Raw genomic sequence first — 16831 nt, 5'->3', positions numbered from 1 at the left:
CCCTGCCCGCAGGCCGGAACAGGCACAGCGGTTCCTGCAAAATGTCGAGCCGGTGATGAATGTACCTGAATATCCTGAAACCCGATTCAGGTATAATTTCGAACGTGTGTCATTCGAGCCCTTCTTCATGTCGTTAACCGTCAGCCAGCTGCTGGACGACGCCCATCGACGCCTGCAGGCGGTGTCCGATTCGGCACGCCTGGACAGTGAGCTGTTGCTGGCCCGGGTGCTGCAACGCTCCCGCACGTGGTTGCATACCTGGCCGGAGAAGCCGATGACACCGGCACAGCAACAGGCCTTTGCCACCCTGTTGCAACGTCGTTTGCAGGGAGAACCGGTGGCGCATATTCTGGGGGAGCAGGATTTCTGGTCCCTGTCGCTGCAGATCTCGGCCGCCACCCTGATCCCCCGCCCCGATACCGAACGGCTGGTGGAACTGGCGCTGGAACGGATCCCGCCGCAGGCCAACTGGTCGATTGCCGATCTGGGCACCGGCAGCGGCGCCATTGCCCTGGCGCTGGCGAGTGAATGCCCCGCCGCGCAGGTGCTTGCCACCGATCGCGACGCCGCCGCGCTGGCCGTGGCGCAACATAACGCCGAACGCCTGGGCCTGACCAATGTGCGCTTTGTGCTGGCCGACTGGCTGGCCGCGCTGGCGCCGGACAGCCGCTTTGATCTGATCGCGAGCAATCCGCCCTATGTGTGTGAAGCCGATCCCCACCTGGCCCAGGGCGACGTGCGCTTTGAACCGCACCATGCCCTGGCCGCCGGCGCCGACGGGCTGGCGGCGATTCGCACCCTCGTTACACAGGCGCCGGGGCATATCAGGCCCGGCGGCTGGCTGTTGCTGGAGCACGGTTACGATCAGGGTGAGGCGGTACGGCACCTGCTGCATGACGCCGGTTTCACCGAGGTGGCCGATTTTATCGATTATGGCGGCAACCCCCGGGTGGCCGTGGGCCGGCTGCCGCCCGGGTAAATCAGCAAATCCTTATTTTCAGCCCCGCTCTTGACCGCCAGCGTGACGGGGCTAGGATTGAGCTATCTTCACTGACGGGTCGAACATGGTGATCAAACAGCGCGACATACTCTTTCATCCCCTGCAGCCCGAGCCCAATCCGGCCCGTTCCGCCGCACTATTGCTGCACCACGCCGAAGGGGTCGAACATGTCGAACCGCTGAACGACACCCGTCTGCTGGTACGCTACGATCTGCGTCAAATCACGCTGGCCGAGATCGAGGAGGCTTTACACGAAGTCGGCTTTCACCTGGATAACGCCCTGCTGATCAAACTCAAGCGCTCCCTCTATTACTACACCGAGGAGACCGAACGCGCCAACATCGGCTGCCCCGCCTGCCAGACCCAGACCACCCGGGAAATCTTCATCAAGCACTACCGCGCACGCGAACACGGCTGCCGCGATCCCCGTCCCGTCCACTGGCGTAACTATCTATAAAATCAGCTACTAGATACTAGATACCAGGGGCTAGAAACCCCGCCAATTTCCGACTGCCATCTACCTTCTGCTGCTGTTATGTGTTGACTCTCGCAGAGACGTTTATGTCCGTTGTGTGGGTGCAGAGCTCGCCGAGAATAAAAGGCCGTAGTTTCTCTACGCCATGGCGTCTCTGCGAGCGACAAAGTGTCGCGTCAGAGGAATGTCAGGTAGCACTGCGCGCAATCTGACCTACGGCTAGACAAGCAGGAGCCAGAAACCCCCAAATTTTCGATTTCAACTGCTAACTGCCATCTGCCAACTTTCAGTTGCCTGTTCAACTCTGCATGTTTGGCGTATTCTTTTACTTATCTGAAGCTTCAATATGACGGTCAACCGACTATGAACGACGAAGAACTGCTGCGCTACAGTCGCCAGATTATGCTCCCCCAGGTGGACGTGGCCGGGCAGGAGAAGCTACAGGCTTCACGGGTATTGATCATCGGACTGGGCGGACTGGGTTCGCCGGTGGCGATGTATCTGGCGGCAGCCGGGGTTGGTCAACTGGTGCTGGTGGATCACGACAAGGTGGATCTGTCCAATCTGCAGCGCCAGATTCTGCACAGCCAGCAGGATATCGGCCATCACAAAATCACTTCCGCCGCCGACAGACTGACAAAACTTAATCCGCACCTGCAGATCACCGCACTGGACCACAAACTTTCCGATAAGGAACTGCGCGAAATCACCCAGAATGTGGATGTCGTGGTTGATGCCACGGATAATTTTGAAACCCGGTTCGCCATAAACCGTGTCTGCGTTGAAACCGCCACCCCGCTGGTCTCGGGCTCGGCGATACGCATGGAAGGTCAGGTCAGTGTGTTTTTAAACCGGCCGGGAACGCCCTGTTATCGCTGCCTGTACCGTGAAGAGGGTGAGCTTGATGGCTCCTGCAGCGAAAACGGGGTACTGGCACCGGTGGTCGGAATCATCGGCAGCATCCAGGCCACTGAAGTGCTCAAGATCCTGCTGAATATCGGCTCGACGCTGGACGGAAAACTGTTACTGCTCGATGCTTTGCACATGGAGTGGCGCACTCTGGCCCTGAAGCAGGACGATGAATGCCCGGTGTGCGGCACCCGGTCAACGGAACGGCGGGCTCACTGACGCGTATCGGGCGCCCGATGACTGGCATCGTTGACAAATAACTGTTCGGCATCCACCGCATCAAACCGGTAGTGCTGGTTGCAAAACTCACAGGTCACCTCGACGGCGTGTTCTTCTTCGAGGATCGCGCGCACTTCCTCGATACCCAGTTGACGCAGCATCCCGATCACGCGCTCCGTGTTACAGGAACAGCGGAAGCAGACCGCCTCTGATTCGAACACCCGCACATCTTCCTCGTGATAGAGCCGGTGAATAATTTGTGCCGGTCCCAGATCGAGCAGTTCCCGCTGGCCGATGGTCGCCGAGAGCTGCCCTACCCGGTTCCAGCCTTCCTGCTCCTCGGCTGTCTGACTCGACGGCAGTTTCTGAATCAACAGCCCGGCGGTGCGTCCCTCGCTGACCGCCAGCCAGATCCGGGTATCCAGTTGTTCCGACCGGGAGAGATAATCCTCGATCGCTTCGGCGAGTGTGTTGCCGCTCAGTGCGACAATACTTTGATAACGTTCGCTGCTGTCGGCCGGCTCCAGGGTAATGGCCAGTCGCCCGTCGCCCACCAGTTCATTCAGGCTGGCCGGCTGGATATCTTCGGCGTAATGGGCCATGCCGCGCAGGTTGTGATCGTGCGTGCACTCCACCACCAGAAACGGAATCGTTCCGTTACCCTGGATCTGCATGGTCAGACGACTTTTGTGTTTGAGTGTCGCCGATAACAACACCGCCGCGGTCATCACCTCACCGAGCAGATGCAGCACCGGATCGGGATAGGCATGCTTTTCCTGAACCGCCTGCCAGGTAGCATCCAGTTGCACCAGATCGCCACGGATCGCGAGGTTCTCGAATAAAAAGCGTTGTAAAGTATCACTCATGCTGCATCCCCGGCCCTCATTGGCCGGCCGTGCGTTATCAGAATCATTTACCGAGTTTGTCGCGCAGCATCTGATTGAGCTGGGCCGGGTTGCCCTTGCCGCCGGTGGCTTTCATACACTGGCCGACGAAAAAGCCCAGTACCTTCTCCTTGCCGGCCCTGAACTGCTCGACCTGTTCGGGATTGTCGGCGATCACTTTATCAACGATCGCCTCCAGCTCACCCGTGTCGGTGATCTGCTTGAGACCTTTTTGCTCGATAATGGTGTCGGCATCGCCTTCGCCGTTCCACATGGCATCGAACACATCCTTGGCGATCTTGCCGGAGATGGTGTTGTCGCTGATCCGTTTGATTACCCCGGCCAGCATCCCGGCAGTGATCGGGCTGTCGCCGATCGCGATATCTTCCCTGTTCAGGTAACCGGCCAGCTCGCCGATAACCCAGTTGGCGGCCAGTTTCGCTTCGCCGGAAGATTCGACGACCGCCTCAAAATAATCGGCCATCTCCCGGCTGGCGGTCAGAATCACCGCGTCTTCCGCCTTGAGACCATAGTCACTGATAAAGCGATCTTTTTTGGCTTCGGGCAGTTCCGGTAAAGTCGCGCGGATCGACTCGATATGCTCTGAGGTAATTTCCACCGGCAACAGATCGGGATCGGGGAAGTAGCGATAGTCCATCGCCTCCTCCTTGGAGCGCATGGAGCGGGTCTCGTCCCGGTCGGCATCGTACAGTCGGGTCTCCTGAATCACCTCGCCGCCGGCTTCGAGCAGATCGATCTGGCGTTCCACCTCGAAGTTGATCGCACGCTCCACAAAGCGGAAGGAGTTGATGTTCTTCAGTTCCGAACGGGTACCGAACTCGATCTGCCCTCTGGGACGTACCGACACATTGGCGTCACAGCGGAACGACCCTTCCTGCATGTTGCCGTCGCTGATGCCCAGATAGCGCACCAGCGCATGGATCTTTTTCATGTAGGCGACCGCCTCTTCCGCCGACCGCATATCCGGCTCGGAGACGATCTCCAGCAAGGGGGTGCCCGCGCGATTGAGATCGATCCCGGTCATGCCGTGGTAATCCTCGTGCAATGACTTGCCGGCGTCCTCTTCCAGGTGCGCGCGGGTCACACCAATGATCTTTTCGCTGCCGTCCTCCAGACGAATGGCGAGCTTGCCCTGCTCGACGATCGGCAGCTCATACTGGCTGATCTGATAGCCCTTGGGCAGATCGGGATAGAAGTAGTTCTTGCGCGCGAAGATCGAGCGCGGCGCGATCTGCGCCTCGATGGCCAGACCGAACTTGATGGCCATATTGACCACCTCTTTGTTCAGCACCGGCAGCACGCCCGGCAGACCCAGATCCACCGCGCAGGCCTGACTGTTGGGCGGCGCACCATAGGCGGTCGGGGCGCCGGAGAAGATCTTGCTCTGCGTCGCCAGCTGGGTATGAATCTCAAGCCCGATAACCGTTTCCCATTCCATCATGTCAGTTCCGAGGTACGAGGGACGAGGGACGAGGAAATAAAGCCATACCTGTCACTGTCCACATTTTTCAACATAGTCATAATCATCACTAATAACGAATTCTTGATTCCGGGGACAAGACAAATCCTCGTAACTCGTCCCTCGTGACTCGTCACTCGAATCCCGAAGGGATTCGCTGGTGCCAGTCGGTGACCTCTTGGTAACGATGAGCAACGTTGAGCAGGCGCGCTTCGTCGAAGTAGTTGCCGATGATCTGCAGGCCGACCGGCAGGTTGTTCACAAACCCGGCCGGCACCGACATGGCCGGCAGGCCGGCCAGGTTGGCGGCGATGGTGTAGATGTCCGACAGGTACATGGTGATCGGATCGTCGGCTTTTTCGCCCAGCTTGAAGGCAGGGCTCGGGGCGGTCGGACCCATGATCACGTCCACCGACTCGAAGGCCCGTACGAAGTCGTCGCGGATCAGCCGCCGCGCCTGTTGCGCCTTTATATAATAAGCGTCGTAGTAGCCGGCCGACAGGGCGTAGGTGCCGACCATGATGCGCCGCTTGACCTCGGGGCCGAAGGCCTCGCCGCGGCTGCGCTTGTAGAGATCCGCCAGATCCGTCGGATTCTCACAGCGGTAGCCGAAGCGCACCCCGTCGAAGCGCGACAGGTTAGAGGAGCACTCGGCCGGGGCCACCACGTAATAGGCCGGCACCGACAGATGGGTGTTGGGCAGGCTGATCTCCACCACTTCGGCGCCCAGTTTTTTGTACTCGGCCAGTGCGGCATCGACCGCGTCGGCGACGCCCCCGTCCAGGCCGGGATCGAAATGCTCCTTGATCAGGCCGATTTTCAGCCCCGTCAGATCCGCGCCCAGCCCGGCGCTGTAGTCGGGCACCGCTCTGTCCAGGCTGGTGGAGTCGCGCGGATCGAAGCCGGCCATGGCGTTGAGCAGCAGTGCCGCATCCTCGGCGGTTTGGGTGAGCGGACCGGCCTGATCCAGGCTGGAGGCGAAGGCGATCATGCCGTAGCGGGAGACCCGCCCGTAAGTCGGCTTGAGGCCGGTGACCCCGCACAACGCCGCCGGCTGGCGAATCGAGCCGCCGGTATCGGTGCCGGTGGCCGCCGGGGCCAGCCGGGCCGCCACGGCTGCCGCCGATCCGCCGGAGGAGCCGCCGGGCACGGTACCGGTATCCCAGGGATTTTTCACCGGGCCGTAGAAGCTGGTCTCGTTGGAGGAGCCCATGGCGAACTCGTCCATGTTGGTCTTGCCCAGGGTGACCATCCCCGCCTCGTTCAGACGGCTGACCACGGTGGCGTCGTAGGGGGCGATGAAGTTATCCAGCATTTTCGAGCCGCAGCTGGTTTTGAGGCCGTCGGTGCAGAAAATATCCTTGTGCGCCAGCGGGATGCCGGTCAACGGGCCGGCCTCGCCGGCGGCGCGCTGTTCGTCCGCCGCCCGCGCGCGGACCAGTGCCGCGTCGGTGGCGGCGGTAATGTAGCTGTTGAGCTGCGAATCGTGACTGGCGATACGCTCGAGATAGTGTCGGGTCAGCTCCTCGCTGGAGTATGTCCCGCTGTTCAGATCCCGGGCCAGTTCCGCAAGCGTTTTGTCGTGCATGCCATCTCTCTGTAATTATCAGTGTTCGGTGGTGCAGAATTTTAAGGGGAAATCCGCTCGCAGGCGGCGTTATTCAACGACCCGGGGAACCAGATACAGGCCATCATCGACACTGGGGGCCACCGCCTGGAAGCGTTCCCGCTGATCCGTTTCGGTGACCCTGTCCTCGCGCAGGGGTTGTACCGCGTCAAGCGGGTGGGCCATCGGGGTCACCGCGGCGGTATCCACCGCGTTCATCTGTTCGACCATTTCCAGGATACTGGACAGGTTGTCGGCATAGCCGGGAATATCGACCTCGCTGATGCCCAGCTGGGCCAGATGCGCAATTTTTTCGACATCAGATTTATCCAGTGACATGATTTCCTCGGTAGTCCAGACTAATCCACGATCCCGGCGCCAGACCGGCTGTGATGGGCTAGGCAAATTGGCAACGTTACCACAGATGATTCCTTGCCCAAAGCCCTTCTATTTGATTACAGTAACTGTTTATACTGTCGTGTCCTTTCACCTATAAAGATTACAAACATGTTTGAGAGTTTACGGGGTCTTTTCTCCAACGATATTTCGGTCGATCTGGGTACCGCCAATACCCTCATTTATGTCCGTGGCCAGGGTATTGTACTCAATGAGCCCTCGGTCGTGGCGATCCGTCAGGAGCGCGGACCGGGCGGGCCCAAATCGATTGCCGCAGTCGGCGCCGAGGCCAAGCGCATGCTGGGCCGTACCCCCGGTAATATTGTGGCCGTACGGCCGATGAAAGACGGCGTGATCGCCGATTTCACCGTCACCGAAAAAATGCTCCAGCACTTCATTCGCAAGGTCCACGAAACCCGTTTTTTCCGGCCCAGCCCGCGGGTGCTGATCTGCGTTCCCTGCGGCTCCACCCAGGTGGAACGCCGGGCGATTCGCGAATCGGCGGCCGGCGCCGGCGCCCGTGAAGTCTACCTGATTGAAGAGCCGATGGCCGCGGCCATCGGCGCCGGGATGCCCATCTCCGACGCCAGTGGCTCGATGGTCGTGGATGTCGGCGGCGGCACCACCGAAGTCGCCGTCATCTCCCTGAGCGGGATCGTCTATTCCGCCTCGGTGCGCATCGGTGGCGACCGTTTCGACGAGGCGATTATCAACTACGTGCGGCGCAATTACGGCAGCCTGATTGGCGAGGCCACGGCCGAGCGCATCAAAGAAGAAATTGGTACCGCCTACCCCGGCCACGAGGTCCGCGAGATGGAAGTCCGGGGTCGCAACCTGGCCGAAGGGGTACCACGCACCTTTACCCTCAACAGTAACGAGATTCTCGAATCCCTGCAGGAACCCCTGTCGGGCATCATCAGCGCGGTCAAGACCGCCCTGGAACAGACCCCGCCGGAACTGGCTTCGGATATCGCCGAATGCGGCATGGTACTGACCGGCGGCGGGGCCCTGCTCAACGATCTGGATCGTCTGCTGATGGAAGAGACCGGCCTGCCCGTGATCATCGCCGAGGATCCGCTGACCTGTGTGGCACGGGGTGGCGGCCGGGCGCTGGAGATGATCGACGAACATGGCGGCGATCTGTTTACTGTCGAATAGCGTTTCGGCGCATGCCCGGCGGATTCACAATGCCGGGTAAAATCCGGTAACCTCATATCCTGTCCGGTCCAGTCGATTCTGTCAGGGAGCCTGATCGTTAAACTCTTATTTGTACAAGGTCCGTCTGCCACAACGCGCTTGCTGCTGCTGATCCTGCTTTCAGTGGCACTGATGACCATGGATCATCGTACCAGTTATATCCACACCATCCGCTCCGGCATTGCCGTGGTGGTCTATCCCCTGCAATACGCGGTCAACCTGCCCGCCGAACTCATAGGCTGGGCTTCGAATACCTTTGTCTCCCGCGACGAATTGCAAAAACAGAACGCCGAACTGCGCACCCAGAACACCCTGCTCAAGGCCCAGCTGCAGAAGCTGACTTTTATCGAGGCGGAAAACATTCATTTACGCGAATTACTGCAATCCTCCAGACGGGCGGGCGAGCGGATCCTGATTGCCGAACTGCTGGCCGTGGATCTCGATCCTTATCGAAAGCAGATCGTGATCGATAAAGGCAGTAATCACGACGACCTGTATGTCGGCCAACCGCTCATCGACGCCCAGGGAGTCATGGGCAAACTGACCCATGTCACCCCGTTTTCCAGTACCGCCCAGCTTATTACCGACCCCAATCATGCCGTGCCGGTGCAGGTGAATCGCAACGGACTGCGCGCCGTGGCCATCGGCACCGGCGAAGACAGCGTGGAACTGCGGCACCTGCCAAACAACGCTGACATTCAACGCGGCGATCTGCTGGTCAGCTCCGGACTGGGTTGTGTTTACCCCGCCGGCTATCCGGTGGCCACGGTGACCGACGTCACCACCAACCCCAGTCTGCCGTTTGCCGAAATCATTGCCGAACCGGTGGCGCGACTTCAGCGTAGCCGTGAAGTTCTGCTGGTCTGGCCGGCACTGGCCAACCTGCCGGAGATGGAGAACCCCTGCGAAGCGCATAAACGGAGAGAAGAAAAGTGAAAAGCGCAACGCAAAGAGGTGGCGGCGTAATCCTGCTCAGTTTTGTCGTGGCACTGGCTCTGACCATTATGCCCTTGCCCGGGACGCTGGAGGCGCTCCGTCCCGAGTGGGTGATAATGGTCCTGGTATACTGGGTCATGGCCCTTCCGCAACGGATTGGCGTCGGGATCGCCTGGATACTGGGACTGTTACTGGATGTAGTGCGCGACGCCCTGCTCGGCCAATATGCCATTGCCCTGGCACTGATCGCGTTTATTGTGATTAATTTGCATCAACGTATGCGGGTCTTTCCCATATGGCAACAGGCCCTGGCCCTGGCCTTGCTGGTGATACTGCAGTACATCCTGGTTTTCTGGATCAAGGGCATGACCGGCGAATTGCCGTCATTCTGGAAAATGCTATTACCGGCCGTCAGCACACTGGTTTTCTGGACCCCGGTCTACCTGGTATTACGACAGATCCGACGCCGTTATCAGCTCAGCTGAACGAACCGATGCCAAGTAATCCTCAATCAGCCTTCAAGGATAATCTGCACGAAACCGCGTTGTTTAATCGGCGTCTGATGATCGCCGCGATCGTGGTAGGCATACTGACTGCTGTACTGGTTACCAAGCTGTTCTATTTGCAGGTTATCAATCAGACACATTATTCGACTCTGTCGGAAAACAACCGGGTCAACCTGCTGCCTATCCCGCCGACCCGTGGCCTGATTCATGATCGCAATGGCATTGTCCTGGCCCAGAACCAGCCGAGCTTTACCCTGACTCTGGTACCGGAACACATTCCGGATCTGGATGCGACTCTCGAGGCATTAAAGCAACGCATCAATTTAACCGAACGGGACATCGCCCGTTTTCACCGTTACCGTATGCAAAAACGCCGCTTTGAAGGCATCCCTTTACGGTTTAGACTGACCGACGAGGAGGTCGCACGTATTACCGTCGATCAATACCGTCTTCCGGGGGTAGAAATCAAAGCTGAGCTGGTGCGTCATTACCCACTGGGTGAACTGGCTTCCCATGCCATCGGTTATGTCGGACGCATCAGTGAAAATGAGCTCGATGAGAGCCAGGCCGCCAATTACAGCGCTACCTCGCATATCGGCAAAGTCGGAATCGAACGCTATTACGAAGAACAACTACATGGTGAAGTCGGGTATCAACGGGTAGAAACCAACGCGCAGGGGCGCATCCTGCGAGTACTCGAACGGACCTTGCCCAAACCGGGCAAAAACCTGTATCTCAACATTGATGCACGCCTGCAGGAAGTCGCCGAAGAGAGTTTCGGTGACGAAAACGGCGCCCTGGTAGCGATGGATCCGAATAACGGCGCGGTGCTGGCTTTTGTCAGCCTGCCGACCTATGATCCCGGCCTGTTCGTCAACGGCATCGACTCGAAAACCTATCGAGCCCTCACCACCACCCTGTCACGTCCGCTGTTCAATCGCGCCCTGCGCGGTCAGTACCCCCCCGGTTCAACCCTCAAGCCGTTCCTCGGCCTGGCCAGTCTGGAAACCGAAGCACTTGAGCCCGATCATGAATTGAACTGCAAAGGCTGGTACAAACTGAAAAACGACAAGCGTCGTTATCGTGACTGGAAAGAAGAAGGCCATGGCAGAACGGATCTTGGAAAAGCCATTACCGAGTCCTGTGATGTCTTTTTCTATGAACTATCTTTCGAGCTGGGCATCGACAACATTCATAAGTATCTCACGCGTTTTGGCCTCGGCCAGCGCACCGGCATTGATATCCTGGGCGAACGACCCGGGCTGGTGCCGTCGCGTGAATGGAAGCGGCGGACACGCAACGAGTCCTGGTACCATGGTGAAACCCTGATTACCGGTATCGGTCAGGGATTTATGTTGGCCACCCCGTTGCAACTGGCCAATATTACCGCCACTTTGAGCCAGCGCGGTCAACGTCAGACACCACGCATGCTCTATGCCGTTCAGGATGCCACCAATAACGAGTTTACTGTTCAAGAAAGCAAACCACGCGAACCGATTGAGGCAATCGAGGAGCAGCACTGGCAAACCGTCATCCAGGGTATGGAGGATGTTATTCACGGCACCTCCGGTACCGCCCGTGGTATAAGTCGCGGAATGCAGTACAAAGCCGCCGGTAAAACCGGCACCTCCCAGGTATTTGGTATTGCTCAGGATGAAGAGTATGTCGAGGAAGACGTCATCAAAAAGTTGCGCGATCACGGCCTGTTCATCAGTTTTGCGCCTCTGGAGGATCCGCGCATTGCCGTTGCGGTCATTGTGGAAAACGGCGGCAGCGGCAGTTCCTCCGCCGCGCCGATCGCACGCAAAGTGATGGATCATTATCTGCTTAACCGGGATGAACGTCATGAGCCTTACTGACAGCCATCAGTTTGCCAATGAAAACCGCATCAGCGCCGGTCGCCAGTTACTGCAACGCCTGCATCTGGATTTCCCTTTATTACTCGGCCTGTTAATCCTTGCCATTATCGGTGGTTTTGTTCTTTACAGCGCCTCGGATCGGGATGCCGATTTGCTTGTTCGCCATGCCCTGCGGTTCCTGGTCGGTTTCATACTCATGGTGGCTCTGGCGCAACTGAGGCCGGAGACTATCCGCGTCTGGTCACCGTGGCTGTTCGGTATGGGTCTGATATTGCTGCTCGCGGTCCTGCTCGTCGGTCAAGCCGGCGGCGGCGCGCAACGCTGGCTGAACTTTGGTCTGTTCCGTTTTCAACCGTCGGAGATCATGAAAATCGCCGTACCAATGATGATCGCCTGGTATCTGTGCAAGACCGCCATCCCACCGTCACCGGGACGGCTTTTGATCAGCATTCTGCTACTGGTGGTACCCACGTTGTTAATTGCCCGACAGCCGGATCTGGGTACGGCCCTGTTGATTGCCTGTGCCGGATTTTTTGTTCTGTTCCTTGCCGGATTGGGCTGGAAGCTGATTATCGGGGCGCTCCTTGTCCTGATCGCCAGCACCCCGCTAATCTGGAACTATCTGCTGCATGACTATCAGCAGCAACGGGTATTGACTTTTATTAACCCGGAAATTGAACCGCTGGGTTCCGGTTATCATATTATTCAATCCACCATTGCCATCGGTTCAGGCGGTATCTACGGTAAGGGCTGGCTGAACGGGACCCAGGCGCATCTGGACTTTCTGCCGGAACGCTCCACCGATTTTATCTTTGCCGTATTCGGCGAGGAGTTTGGCCTGCTTGGGGCACTGGTCCTGTTACTGCTCTACGGGATATTAATCGCCCGCGGGATGCTCATCGCCGCCCGCGCCCAGAACACTTACAGCCGCCTTCTGGCCGGCAGCCTGATCCTGACATTCTTTATTTATGTGCTTGTCAATATCGGCATGGTCTCCGGCCTGTTGCCGGTGGTGGGCGTTCCCCTGCCCCTGATCAGCTATGGGGGAACATCCATAGTGACCTTGCTGGCCGGTTTCGGTATTCTTATGTCTATCCAGACGCATCGGCGGCTTATATCAACCTGACACTAACTCGTAGTAGGTCATAATGAAAAGGCATCTCCCTCTCCGTTTTACCCTGTTTTTGGCAAGCCTTTGTTTAAGCTTTGCCTCCCACTCCGAAAACAATGATTTTTCCGGTAATGCGGAACTACAGACTTTTATTCAGGAGATGAGCGAGGAGCATGAATTTGACCGGGATCGGTTGCAGAAACTGTTCGACGATGCCCGTCAGCACCAGAGCATCCTTGATGCCATTTCCAGACCGGCGGAAAGCAAACCCTGGCACAAGTACCGCCCCATTTTTGTCACCCCGGAACGCACCAATGGCGGTGTCCGCTTCTGGCGCGAGAACCAGGACACCCTGCAGCGTGCGGAAGAAAAATACGGTGTCCCACCACAGATCATTACCGCCATTATAGGCGTCGAAACCCGCTATGGCCGGCATGCCGGACGCTATCGTGTACTTGATGCATTGGCCACCCTGGCCTTTGCCTATCCGCCGCGGAGCAGTTTTTTCCGCAAGGAGCTGAAGGAGTACCTGCTGATGACCCGGGAGGAAGATCTGGATCCGCTGGAACAGAAGGGATCCTACGCCGGCGCCATGGGAATGCCGCAGTTTATCTCCAGCAGTTTTCGTAATTACGCTATCGATTTCGACGGCGACGGCAAGCGGGACCTGTGGGACAACCCGGATGATGTCATCGGCAGCGTCGCCAACTATTTCCACGAGCACCGCTGGAAACCGGGACAACCGATCGCGCACAAGGTCAAGGTACACGGCAAGAAGTATCGCAGCCTGATCAGTGACAACCTGCGTGCACGCTATAGTCAGCAGGAATTGCTGGACAATGGCGTAATTCTGCCGCGGGATATTCCCCGCGATATCAAGGGCACACTCATCGAGCTGGAGACGGAAGAGGGTCCGGAATACTGGGTCACCTGGCACAACTTTTATGTTATCAGCCGCTATAATCACAGTGCCCTCTATTCAATGGCGGTCTATCAACTGAGTGAACTGATCGCCACTGCCAGGAACTAAATCCGGGAAAGAGGAGGATTGCCCGTGAAAAGCGCGTTTGTCCTGATTGTCACCGCCGCCTGTCTCCTGGCGGGCTGCGCCGGCGGCAGCGGTGGCTCCCGGTATGCCATGCAGCATGACAGCGCGCCGGACGGTGACTTCAACGCCTCACATATTCCCGATGCCGTTCCTCGCGTGGAACCCCCCAGTCGTTATGGTAATCCCGACTCCTATGTCGTTCGCGGCAAGCGCTATCATGTCAAGGCCAGTAGTCAGGGCTATGTTGAACGCGGCCTGGCCTCCTGGTACGGCAAAAAGTTTCATGGTCATCGCACCTCCAGCGGTGAAACATATGACATGTACGCCATGACTGCTGCCCACAAGACACTCCCCCTGCCCACTTACGCCGAGGTCACCAATCTTGACAACGACAAAAAGATCATCGTCAAGATTAACGATCGCGGCCCCTTTCATTCGCAACGCATTATCGACCTCTCCTACGCCGCCGCCAGGAAACTGGATATAACCGACAAGGGCACCGCGCCGGTGCAAGTGCGCGCACTGGATCCCCGCCAGCCGGCTGCACCGGTCCGGGTCAAAACAAAAACCAACTCGTCGCGTTATATTGCCGCGCGGATGGGCCGACAGCCTGATAAGACAGGTCATACCGCCGGGTCGACCACGGCACAAGCCGCCGCCGATAACGAATCAATATTTATCCAGGTCGGGGCATTCTCCAGCCGCGATAACGCCGAAAAGCTGCGCGCACGCCTCACTCAGCGCTTCGACGACCTCGATGTCGCTGCGCCGTTTCACGAAGAGACCCGGCTCTATCGCGTGCGGATTGGCCCCCTGCCCAGCCGCGAACAGGCCGATCAGCTTGTCGAACAACTTGCCCGCAGCGGGCTGGGCTCACCCCGTCTCGTCATCGACTAAGACGGTTTCCAGGGGGCCCGGGCTGGCCCGGCCAGTGCGACATTTCGCCCAGGCGAGCCGATTCACGGACAATTGCGGCTCTCCATCCGGACTTTGCTCGAAGGGTCACTAACACCCAGAATGCAGGTATATGAATTTCACGGCGGTTATTTGGATCTGTGCACCCGTTAAGCTCCGGTCAGTGGTAGACTTCCTGTTTTGCGACTGAGCGCTGGGTTTCCGGCGTTTCAGCCGTTAAAATAGCCGGATACAAAACCTAATTTGAGGGATAAAATGCGCGCCGTATCGCTACTCATCACCCTGCTTGCTGGCCTGTTCAGCCCCAATCTGCTCGCGGCACCGGATCTGGTCCCCGCCCCCCCGCAACTTTCCGCGTCAGCCTCGTTGCTGGTAGATCATCATAGCGGCCGGGTCCTGGTTGAACACAATTCGGAAGCCCGTGTAGAACCGGCCAGTATCACCAAGATCATGACCAGCTATGTCGCGTTTCAAGCCTTGCGTGATAACAGTATCCAGCTGGATGATGAAGTGCGTATCAGCAAGAACGCCCGTTACAAACATACCGAAGGCTCGCGTATGTTTATCGAATATAACTCGCTGGTCAGCGTTGAGGATCTGCTCAGAGGGGTGATTGTTCAGTCGGGCAATGATGCCAGTATCGCCCTGGCCGAGCATATTGCCGGCAGTGAAGAAAGTTTTGCCGAGCTAATGAATCACTACGCCAAGGCCCTGGGCATGGACAACACGCATTTTACCAACAGTACCGGCTGGCCCGATGAGGATCACTACACGACTGCCGAAGACCTGGCCAAACTCGCCCGGGCCATGATCAGCGACTTCCCCGAAGAGTACGCCATGTTCGCAGAACGTCGTTTTACCCATAACGATATCCAACAGTCAAACCGCAACCGACTACTGTGGCTGGATGGTCGGGTCGATGGCATCAAAACAGGATTCACCGAGTCGGCGGACTATTGTCTGGTCTCCTCCGCAAAAGACAATGATATGCGACTTATCTCTGTCGTTATGGGCTCCCCTAGAGCAGAGCAACGCGACGAAGACAGCCGAAAATTATTGAATTACGGTTTCCGCTTCTACGAAACCTTCCCGCTATATGACGCCGACGAAACATTGACGGAAATACGTATCTGGAAAGGCGCGCAGGAAATGGTGGCCCTGGGACTGGAAGAGCCTTTATATATAACCATACCTCGGGGACAACGTCGCAATGTCGAAGCCAACATGAAAGTTGACTCAATGATCATGGCTCCGGCTCAAAAAGGCCAGGAATACGGCACGGTTAACCTGACGTTCGGAGAGGAACAGCTGGCCAGTAAACCACTGGTGGCACTCCATGATGTTGAGGAAGGCAGTCTCTGGCGCAAGTTGCTCGACAATATTAAATTGTTATTCAAGTAAACAGCGGCTAACAGGAATGTCCGAACCAATTTGTTACCTGAACGGCGACTACCAGCCACTGGATGAGGCCTGTGTTCCGGTGCTGGACCGCGGCTTTATCTTCGGCGACGGGGTCTACGAAGTGATTCCTGTCTATGCCGGCAAGCCTTTTCGCCTGGACCACCACCTGGAGCGCCTGAACGACAGCCTCAATAACATTTATCTCGCCAATCCCCTGAGCGATGAACAGTGGACGCGTATAATCCAGCAGGTCATTATGCATAACGCCGAAGGGGACCAGTCCATCTATCTACAGGTCACGCGTGGCGTTGCCAAGCGTGACCACGGATTCCCCGGCGAAACACGCCCCACTGTTTTTGTTATGAGCAATCCGTTCAGTGCGGTCGACACAAAGCTGCTCGAAGAGGGCGTGGGTGCGATTACCCTGGAGGATATTCGCTGGCAGTATTGTCATATCAAAAGTATTGCCCTGCTACCCAACATTCTGTTGCGTCAGCAGGCGCTGAATGCCGGTGCCGCCGAGGCGATTCTGCTCAAGGCTGACAAGGTCACCGAAGGTGCCGCCAGTAACGTGTTTGCTGTTCTTGACGGAAAGTTAGTGACACCGCCCAAGGGCGAGTGCCTGCTGCCGGGGATTACCCGCGATCTGGTGGTCGAGCTGGCGGACAAACACGATATCGCCTGTGAGCAACGGGATATCAGCCGCGAGGAGCTGTTGCATGCGGCGGAGATCTGGATCACCAGCTCCACCCGCGAGATTTTGCCGGTCACCCATCTCGACGGCCACCCGGTCGGCGACGGCCTGCCCGGCCCCCTGTGGCAGAAGATGTACGCTATCTACCAGGATCATAAGAACGAACTACGCCAGGCAACATGATGAATCCGGTCT

Annotated in this window: 16 protein-coding genes; 12 read left to right on the top strand and 4 right to left on the bottom strand. The window is 57.8% G+C overall.

Annotated features, from left to right (window positions below; genetic code table 11):
* Positions 1 to 127: 127 nt before the first annotated feature.
* The 3 genes from prmC to EDC23_RS03535 all read left to right on the top strand — a co-directional run bounded on the left by prmC (position 128) and on the right by EDC23_RS03535 (position 2603).
* Complete coding sequence (gene prmC / locus EDC23_RS03545) at positions 128 to 979, top strand: peptide chain release factor N(5)-glutamine methyltransferase (RefSeq protein ID WP_134081312.1); 852 nt, start codon at positions 128 to 130, stop codon at positions 977 to 979.
* Positions 980 to 1064: 85 nt separating this feature from the next.
* Positions 1065 to 1457, top strand: a complete 393-nt coding sequence (locus EDC23_RS03540) for a hypothetical protein (protein ID WP_134081173.1) — start codon at positions 1065 to 1067, stop codon at positions 1455 to 1457.
* A 381-nt stretch (positions 1458 to 1838) separates the two neighbouring features.
* The gene (locus EDC23_RS03535) at positions 1839 to 2603 is read left to right on the top strand and encodes a HesA/MoeB/ThiF family protein (RefSeq protein ID WP_134081170.1); all 765 of its coding nucleotides are present in this window, start codon (positions 1839 to 1841) and stop codon (positions 2601 to 2603) included.
* Here the strand turns inward: EDC23_RS03535 and hslO are convergent.
* The 4 genes from hslO to gatC all read right to left on the bottom strand — a co-directional run bounded on the left by hslO (position 2597) and on the right by gatC (position 6912).
* Positions 2597 to 3469, bottom strand: a complete 873-nt coding sequence (gene hslO, locus EDC23_RS03530; protein ID WP_134081168.1) for an Hsp33 family molecular chaperone HslO — start codon at positions 3467 to 3469, stop codon at positions 2597 to 2599. The genes EDC23_RS03535 and hslO overlap by 7 nt on opposite strands.
* A 43-nt stretch (positions 3470 to 3512) precedes the next feature.
* Entirely contained in the window at positions 3513 to 4946 is a 1434-nt protein-coding gene (gatB, locus tag EDC23_RS03525) for an Asp-tRNA(Asn)/Glu-tRNA(Gln) amidotransferase subunit GatB (protein WP_134081310.1), read from the bottom strand.
* A gap of 154 nt (positions 4947 to 5100) precedes the next feature.
* A complete protein-coding gene (gene gatA, locus EDC23_RS03520; protein ID WP_134081166.1) occupies positions 5101 to 6555 on the bottom strand; it encodes an Asp-tRNA(Asn)/Glu-tRNA(Gln) amidotransferase subunit GatA in 1455 nt (484 codons plus the stop codon).
* A 69-nt stretch (positions 6556 to 6624) separates the two neighbouring features.
* Complete coding sequence (gene gatC, locus EDC23_RS03515) at positions 6625 to 6912, bottom strand: Asp-tRNA(Asn)/Glu-tRNA(Gln) amidotransferase subunit GatC (protein WP_134081164.1); 288 nt, start codon at positions 6910 to 6912, stop codon at positions 6625 to 6627.
* A gap of 168 nt (positions 6913 to 7080) precedes the next feature.
* On the opposite strand from gatC, the gene EDC23_RS03510 reads away from it, so the two are divergent.
* The 9 genes from EDC23_RS03510 (at position 7081) to EDC23_RS03470 (ending at position 16819) form a co-directional block, all read left to right on the top strand.
* The gene (locus tag EDC23_RS03510) at positions 7081 to 8127 is read left to right on the top strand and encodes a rod shape-determining protein (protein ID WP_134081162.1); all 1047 of its coding nucleotides are present in this window, start codon (positions 7081 to 7083) and stop codon (positions 8125 to 8127) included.
* Positions 8128 to 8181: 54 nt separating this feature from the next.
* The gene (gene mreC / locus EDC23_RS03505; protein ID WP_208321269.1) at positions 8182 to 9102 is read left to right on the top strand and encodes a rod shape-determining protein MreC; all 921 of its coding nucleotides are present in this window, start codon (positions 8182 to 8184) and stop codon (positions 9100 to 9102) included.
* Positions 9099 to 9587, top strand: a complete 489-nt coding sequence (mreD, locus tag EDC23_RS03500) for a rod shape-determining protein MreD (RefSeq protein WP_243830694.1) — start codon at positions 9099 to 9101, stop codon at positions 9585 to 9587. Before mreC ends, mreD begins: the two co-directional genes overlap by 4 nt.
* Positions 9588 to 9595: 8 nt before the next feature.
* Positions 9596 to 11467, top strand: a complete 1872-nt coding sequence (gene mrdA / locus EDC23_RS03495) for a penicillin-binding protein 2 (protein WP_134081158.1) — start codon at positions 9596 to 9598, stop codon at positions 11465 to 11467.
* A complete protein-coding gene (gene rodA, locus EDC23_RS03490) occupies positions 11454 to 12593 on the top strand; it encodes a rod shape-determining protein RodA (protein ID WP_134081156.1) in 1140 nt (379 codons plus the stop codon). The genes mrdA and rodA overlap by 14 nt, the downstream gene beginning before the upstream one ends.
* A 22-nt stretch (positions 12594 to 12615) precedes the next feature.
* Complete coding sequence (gene mltB / locus EDC23_RS03485; protein WP_134081154.1) at positions 12616 to 13608, top strand: lytic murein transglycosylase B; 993 nt, start codon at positions 12616 to 12618, stop codon at positions 13606 to 13608.
* Between the two features lie 24 nt (positions 13609 to 13632).
* Complete coding sequence (locus EDC23_RS03480) at positions 13633 to 14523, top strand: septal ring lytic transglycosylase RlpA family protein (protein ID WP_134081152.1); 891 nt, start codon at positions 13633 to 13635, stop codon at positions 14521 to 14523.
* A gap of 273 nt (positions 14524 to 14796) precedes the next feature.
* Positions 14797 to 15942 carry a D-alanyl-D-alanine carboxypeptidase family protein gene (locus tag EDC23_RS03475; protein ID WP_134081150.1) on the top strand — a complete coding sequence of 382 codons (1146 nt, stop codon included), beginning with the start codon at positions 14797 to 14799 and terminating at the stop codon, positions 15940 to 15942.
* 16 nt (positions 15943 to 15958) lie between these two features.
* Positions 15959 to 16819: a D-amino acid aminotransferase gene (locus tag EDC23_RS03470; protein WP_134081148.1), complete on the top strand. Its 861-nt coding sequence runs from the start codon at positions 15959 to 15961 to the stop codon at positions 16817 to 16819.
* Positions 16820 to 16831: the final 12 nt, after the last annotated feature.

The sequence above is a fragment of the Thiohalophilus thiocyanatoxydans genome (assembly GCF_004366735.1).
In the GTDB taxonomy this organism is placed as follows: domain Bacteria; phylum Pseudomonadota; class Gammaproteobacteria; order UBA6429; family Thiohalophilaceae; genus Thiohalophilus; species Thiohalophilus thiocyanatoxydans.
The sequence above is the reverse complement of the archived record's forward strand: the minus strand, read 5'-3'. Positions and strand labels throughout refer to the sequence as shown.

What these genes read in the sequence shown, in the direction of transcription:
- gatB (WP_134081310.1), bottom strand. Translation starts at nt 4,946, where the DNA reads ATGGAATGGGAAACGGTTATCGGGCTTGAGATTCATACCCAGCTGGCG.
- gatA (WP_134081166.1), bottom strand. Translation starts at nt 6,555, where the DNA reads ATGCACGACAAAACGCTTGCGGAACTGGCCCGGGATCTGAACAGCGGG.
- hslO (WP_134081168.1), bottom strand. Translation starts at nt 3,469, where the DNA reads ATGAGTGATACTTTACAACGCTTTTTATTCGAGAACCTCGCGATCCGT.
- EDC23_RS03535 (WP_134081170.1), top strand. Translation starts at nt 1,839, where the DNA reads ATGAACGACGAAGAACTGCTGCGCTACAGTCGCCAGATTATGCTCCCC.
- rodA (WP_134081156.1), top strand. Translation starts at nt 11,454, where the DNA reads ATGAGCCTTACTGACAGCCATCAGTTTGCCAATGAAAACCGCATCAGC.
- EDC23_RS03540 (WP_134081173.1), top strand. Translation starts at nt 1,065, where the DNA reads ATGGTGATCAAACAGCGCGACATACTCTTTCATCCCCTGCAGCCCGAG.
- gatC (WP_134081164.1), bottom strand. Translation starts at nt 6,912, where the DNA reads ATGTCACTGGATAAATCTGATGTCGAAAAAATTGCGCATCTGGCCCAG.
- EDC23_RS03470 (WP_134081148.1), top strand. Translation starts at nt 15,959, where the DNA reads ATGTCCGAACCAATTTGTTACCTGAACGGCGACTACCAGCCACTGGAT.
- EDC23_RS03510 (WP_134081162.1), top strand. Translation starts at nt 7,081, where the DNA reads ATGTTTGAGAGTTTACGGGGTCTTTTCTCCAACGATATTTCGGTCGAT.
- mltB (WP_134081154.1), top strand. Translation starts at nt 12,616, where the DNA reads ATGAAAAGGCATCTCCCTCTCCGTTTTACCCTGTTTTTGGCAAGCCTT.
- mrdA (WP_134081158.1), top strand. Translation starts at nt 9,596, where the DNA reads ATGCCAAGTAATCCTCAATCAGCCTTCAAGGATAATCTGCACGAAACC.
- prmC (WP_134081312.1), top strand. Translation starts at nt 128, where the DNA reads ATGTCGTTAACCGTCAGCCAGCTGCTGGACGACGCCCATCGACGCCTG.
- EDC23_RS03475 (WP_134081150.1), top strand. Translation starts at nt 14,797, where the DNA reads ATGCGCGCCGTATCGCTACTCATCACCCTGCTTGCTGGCCTGTTCAGC.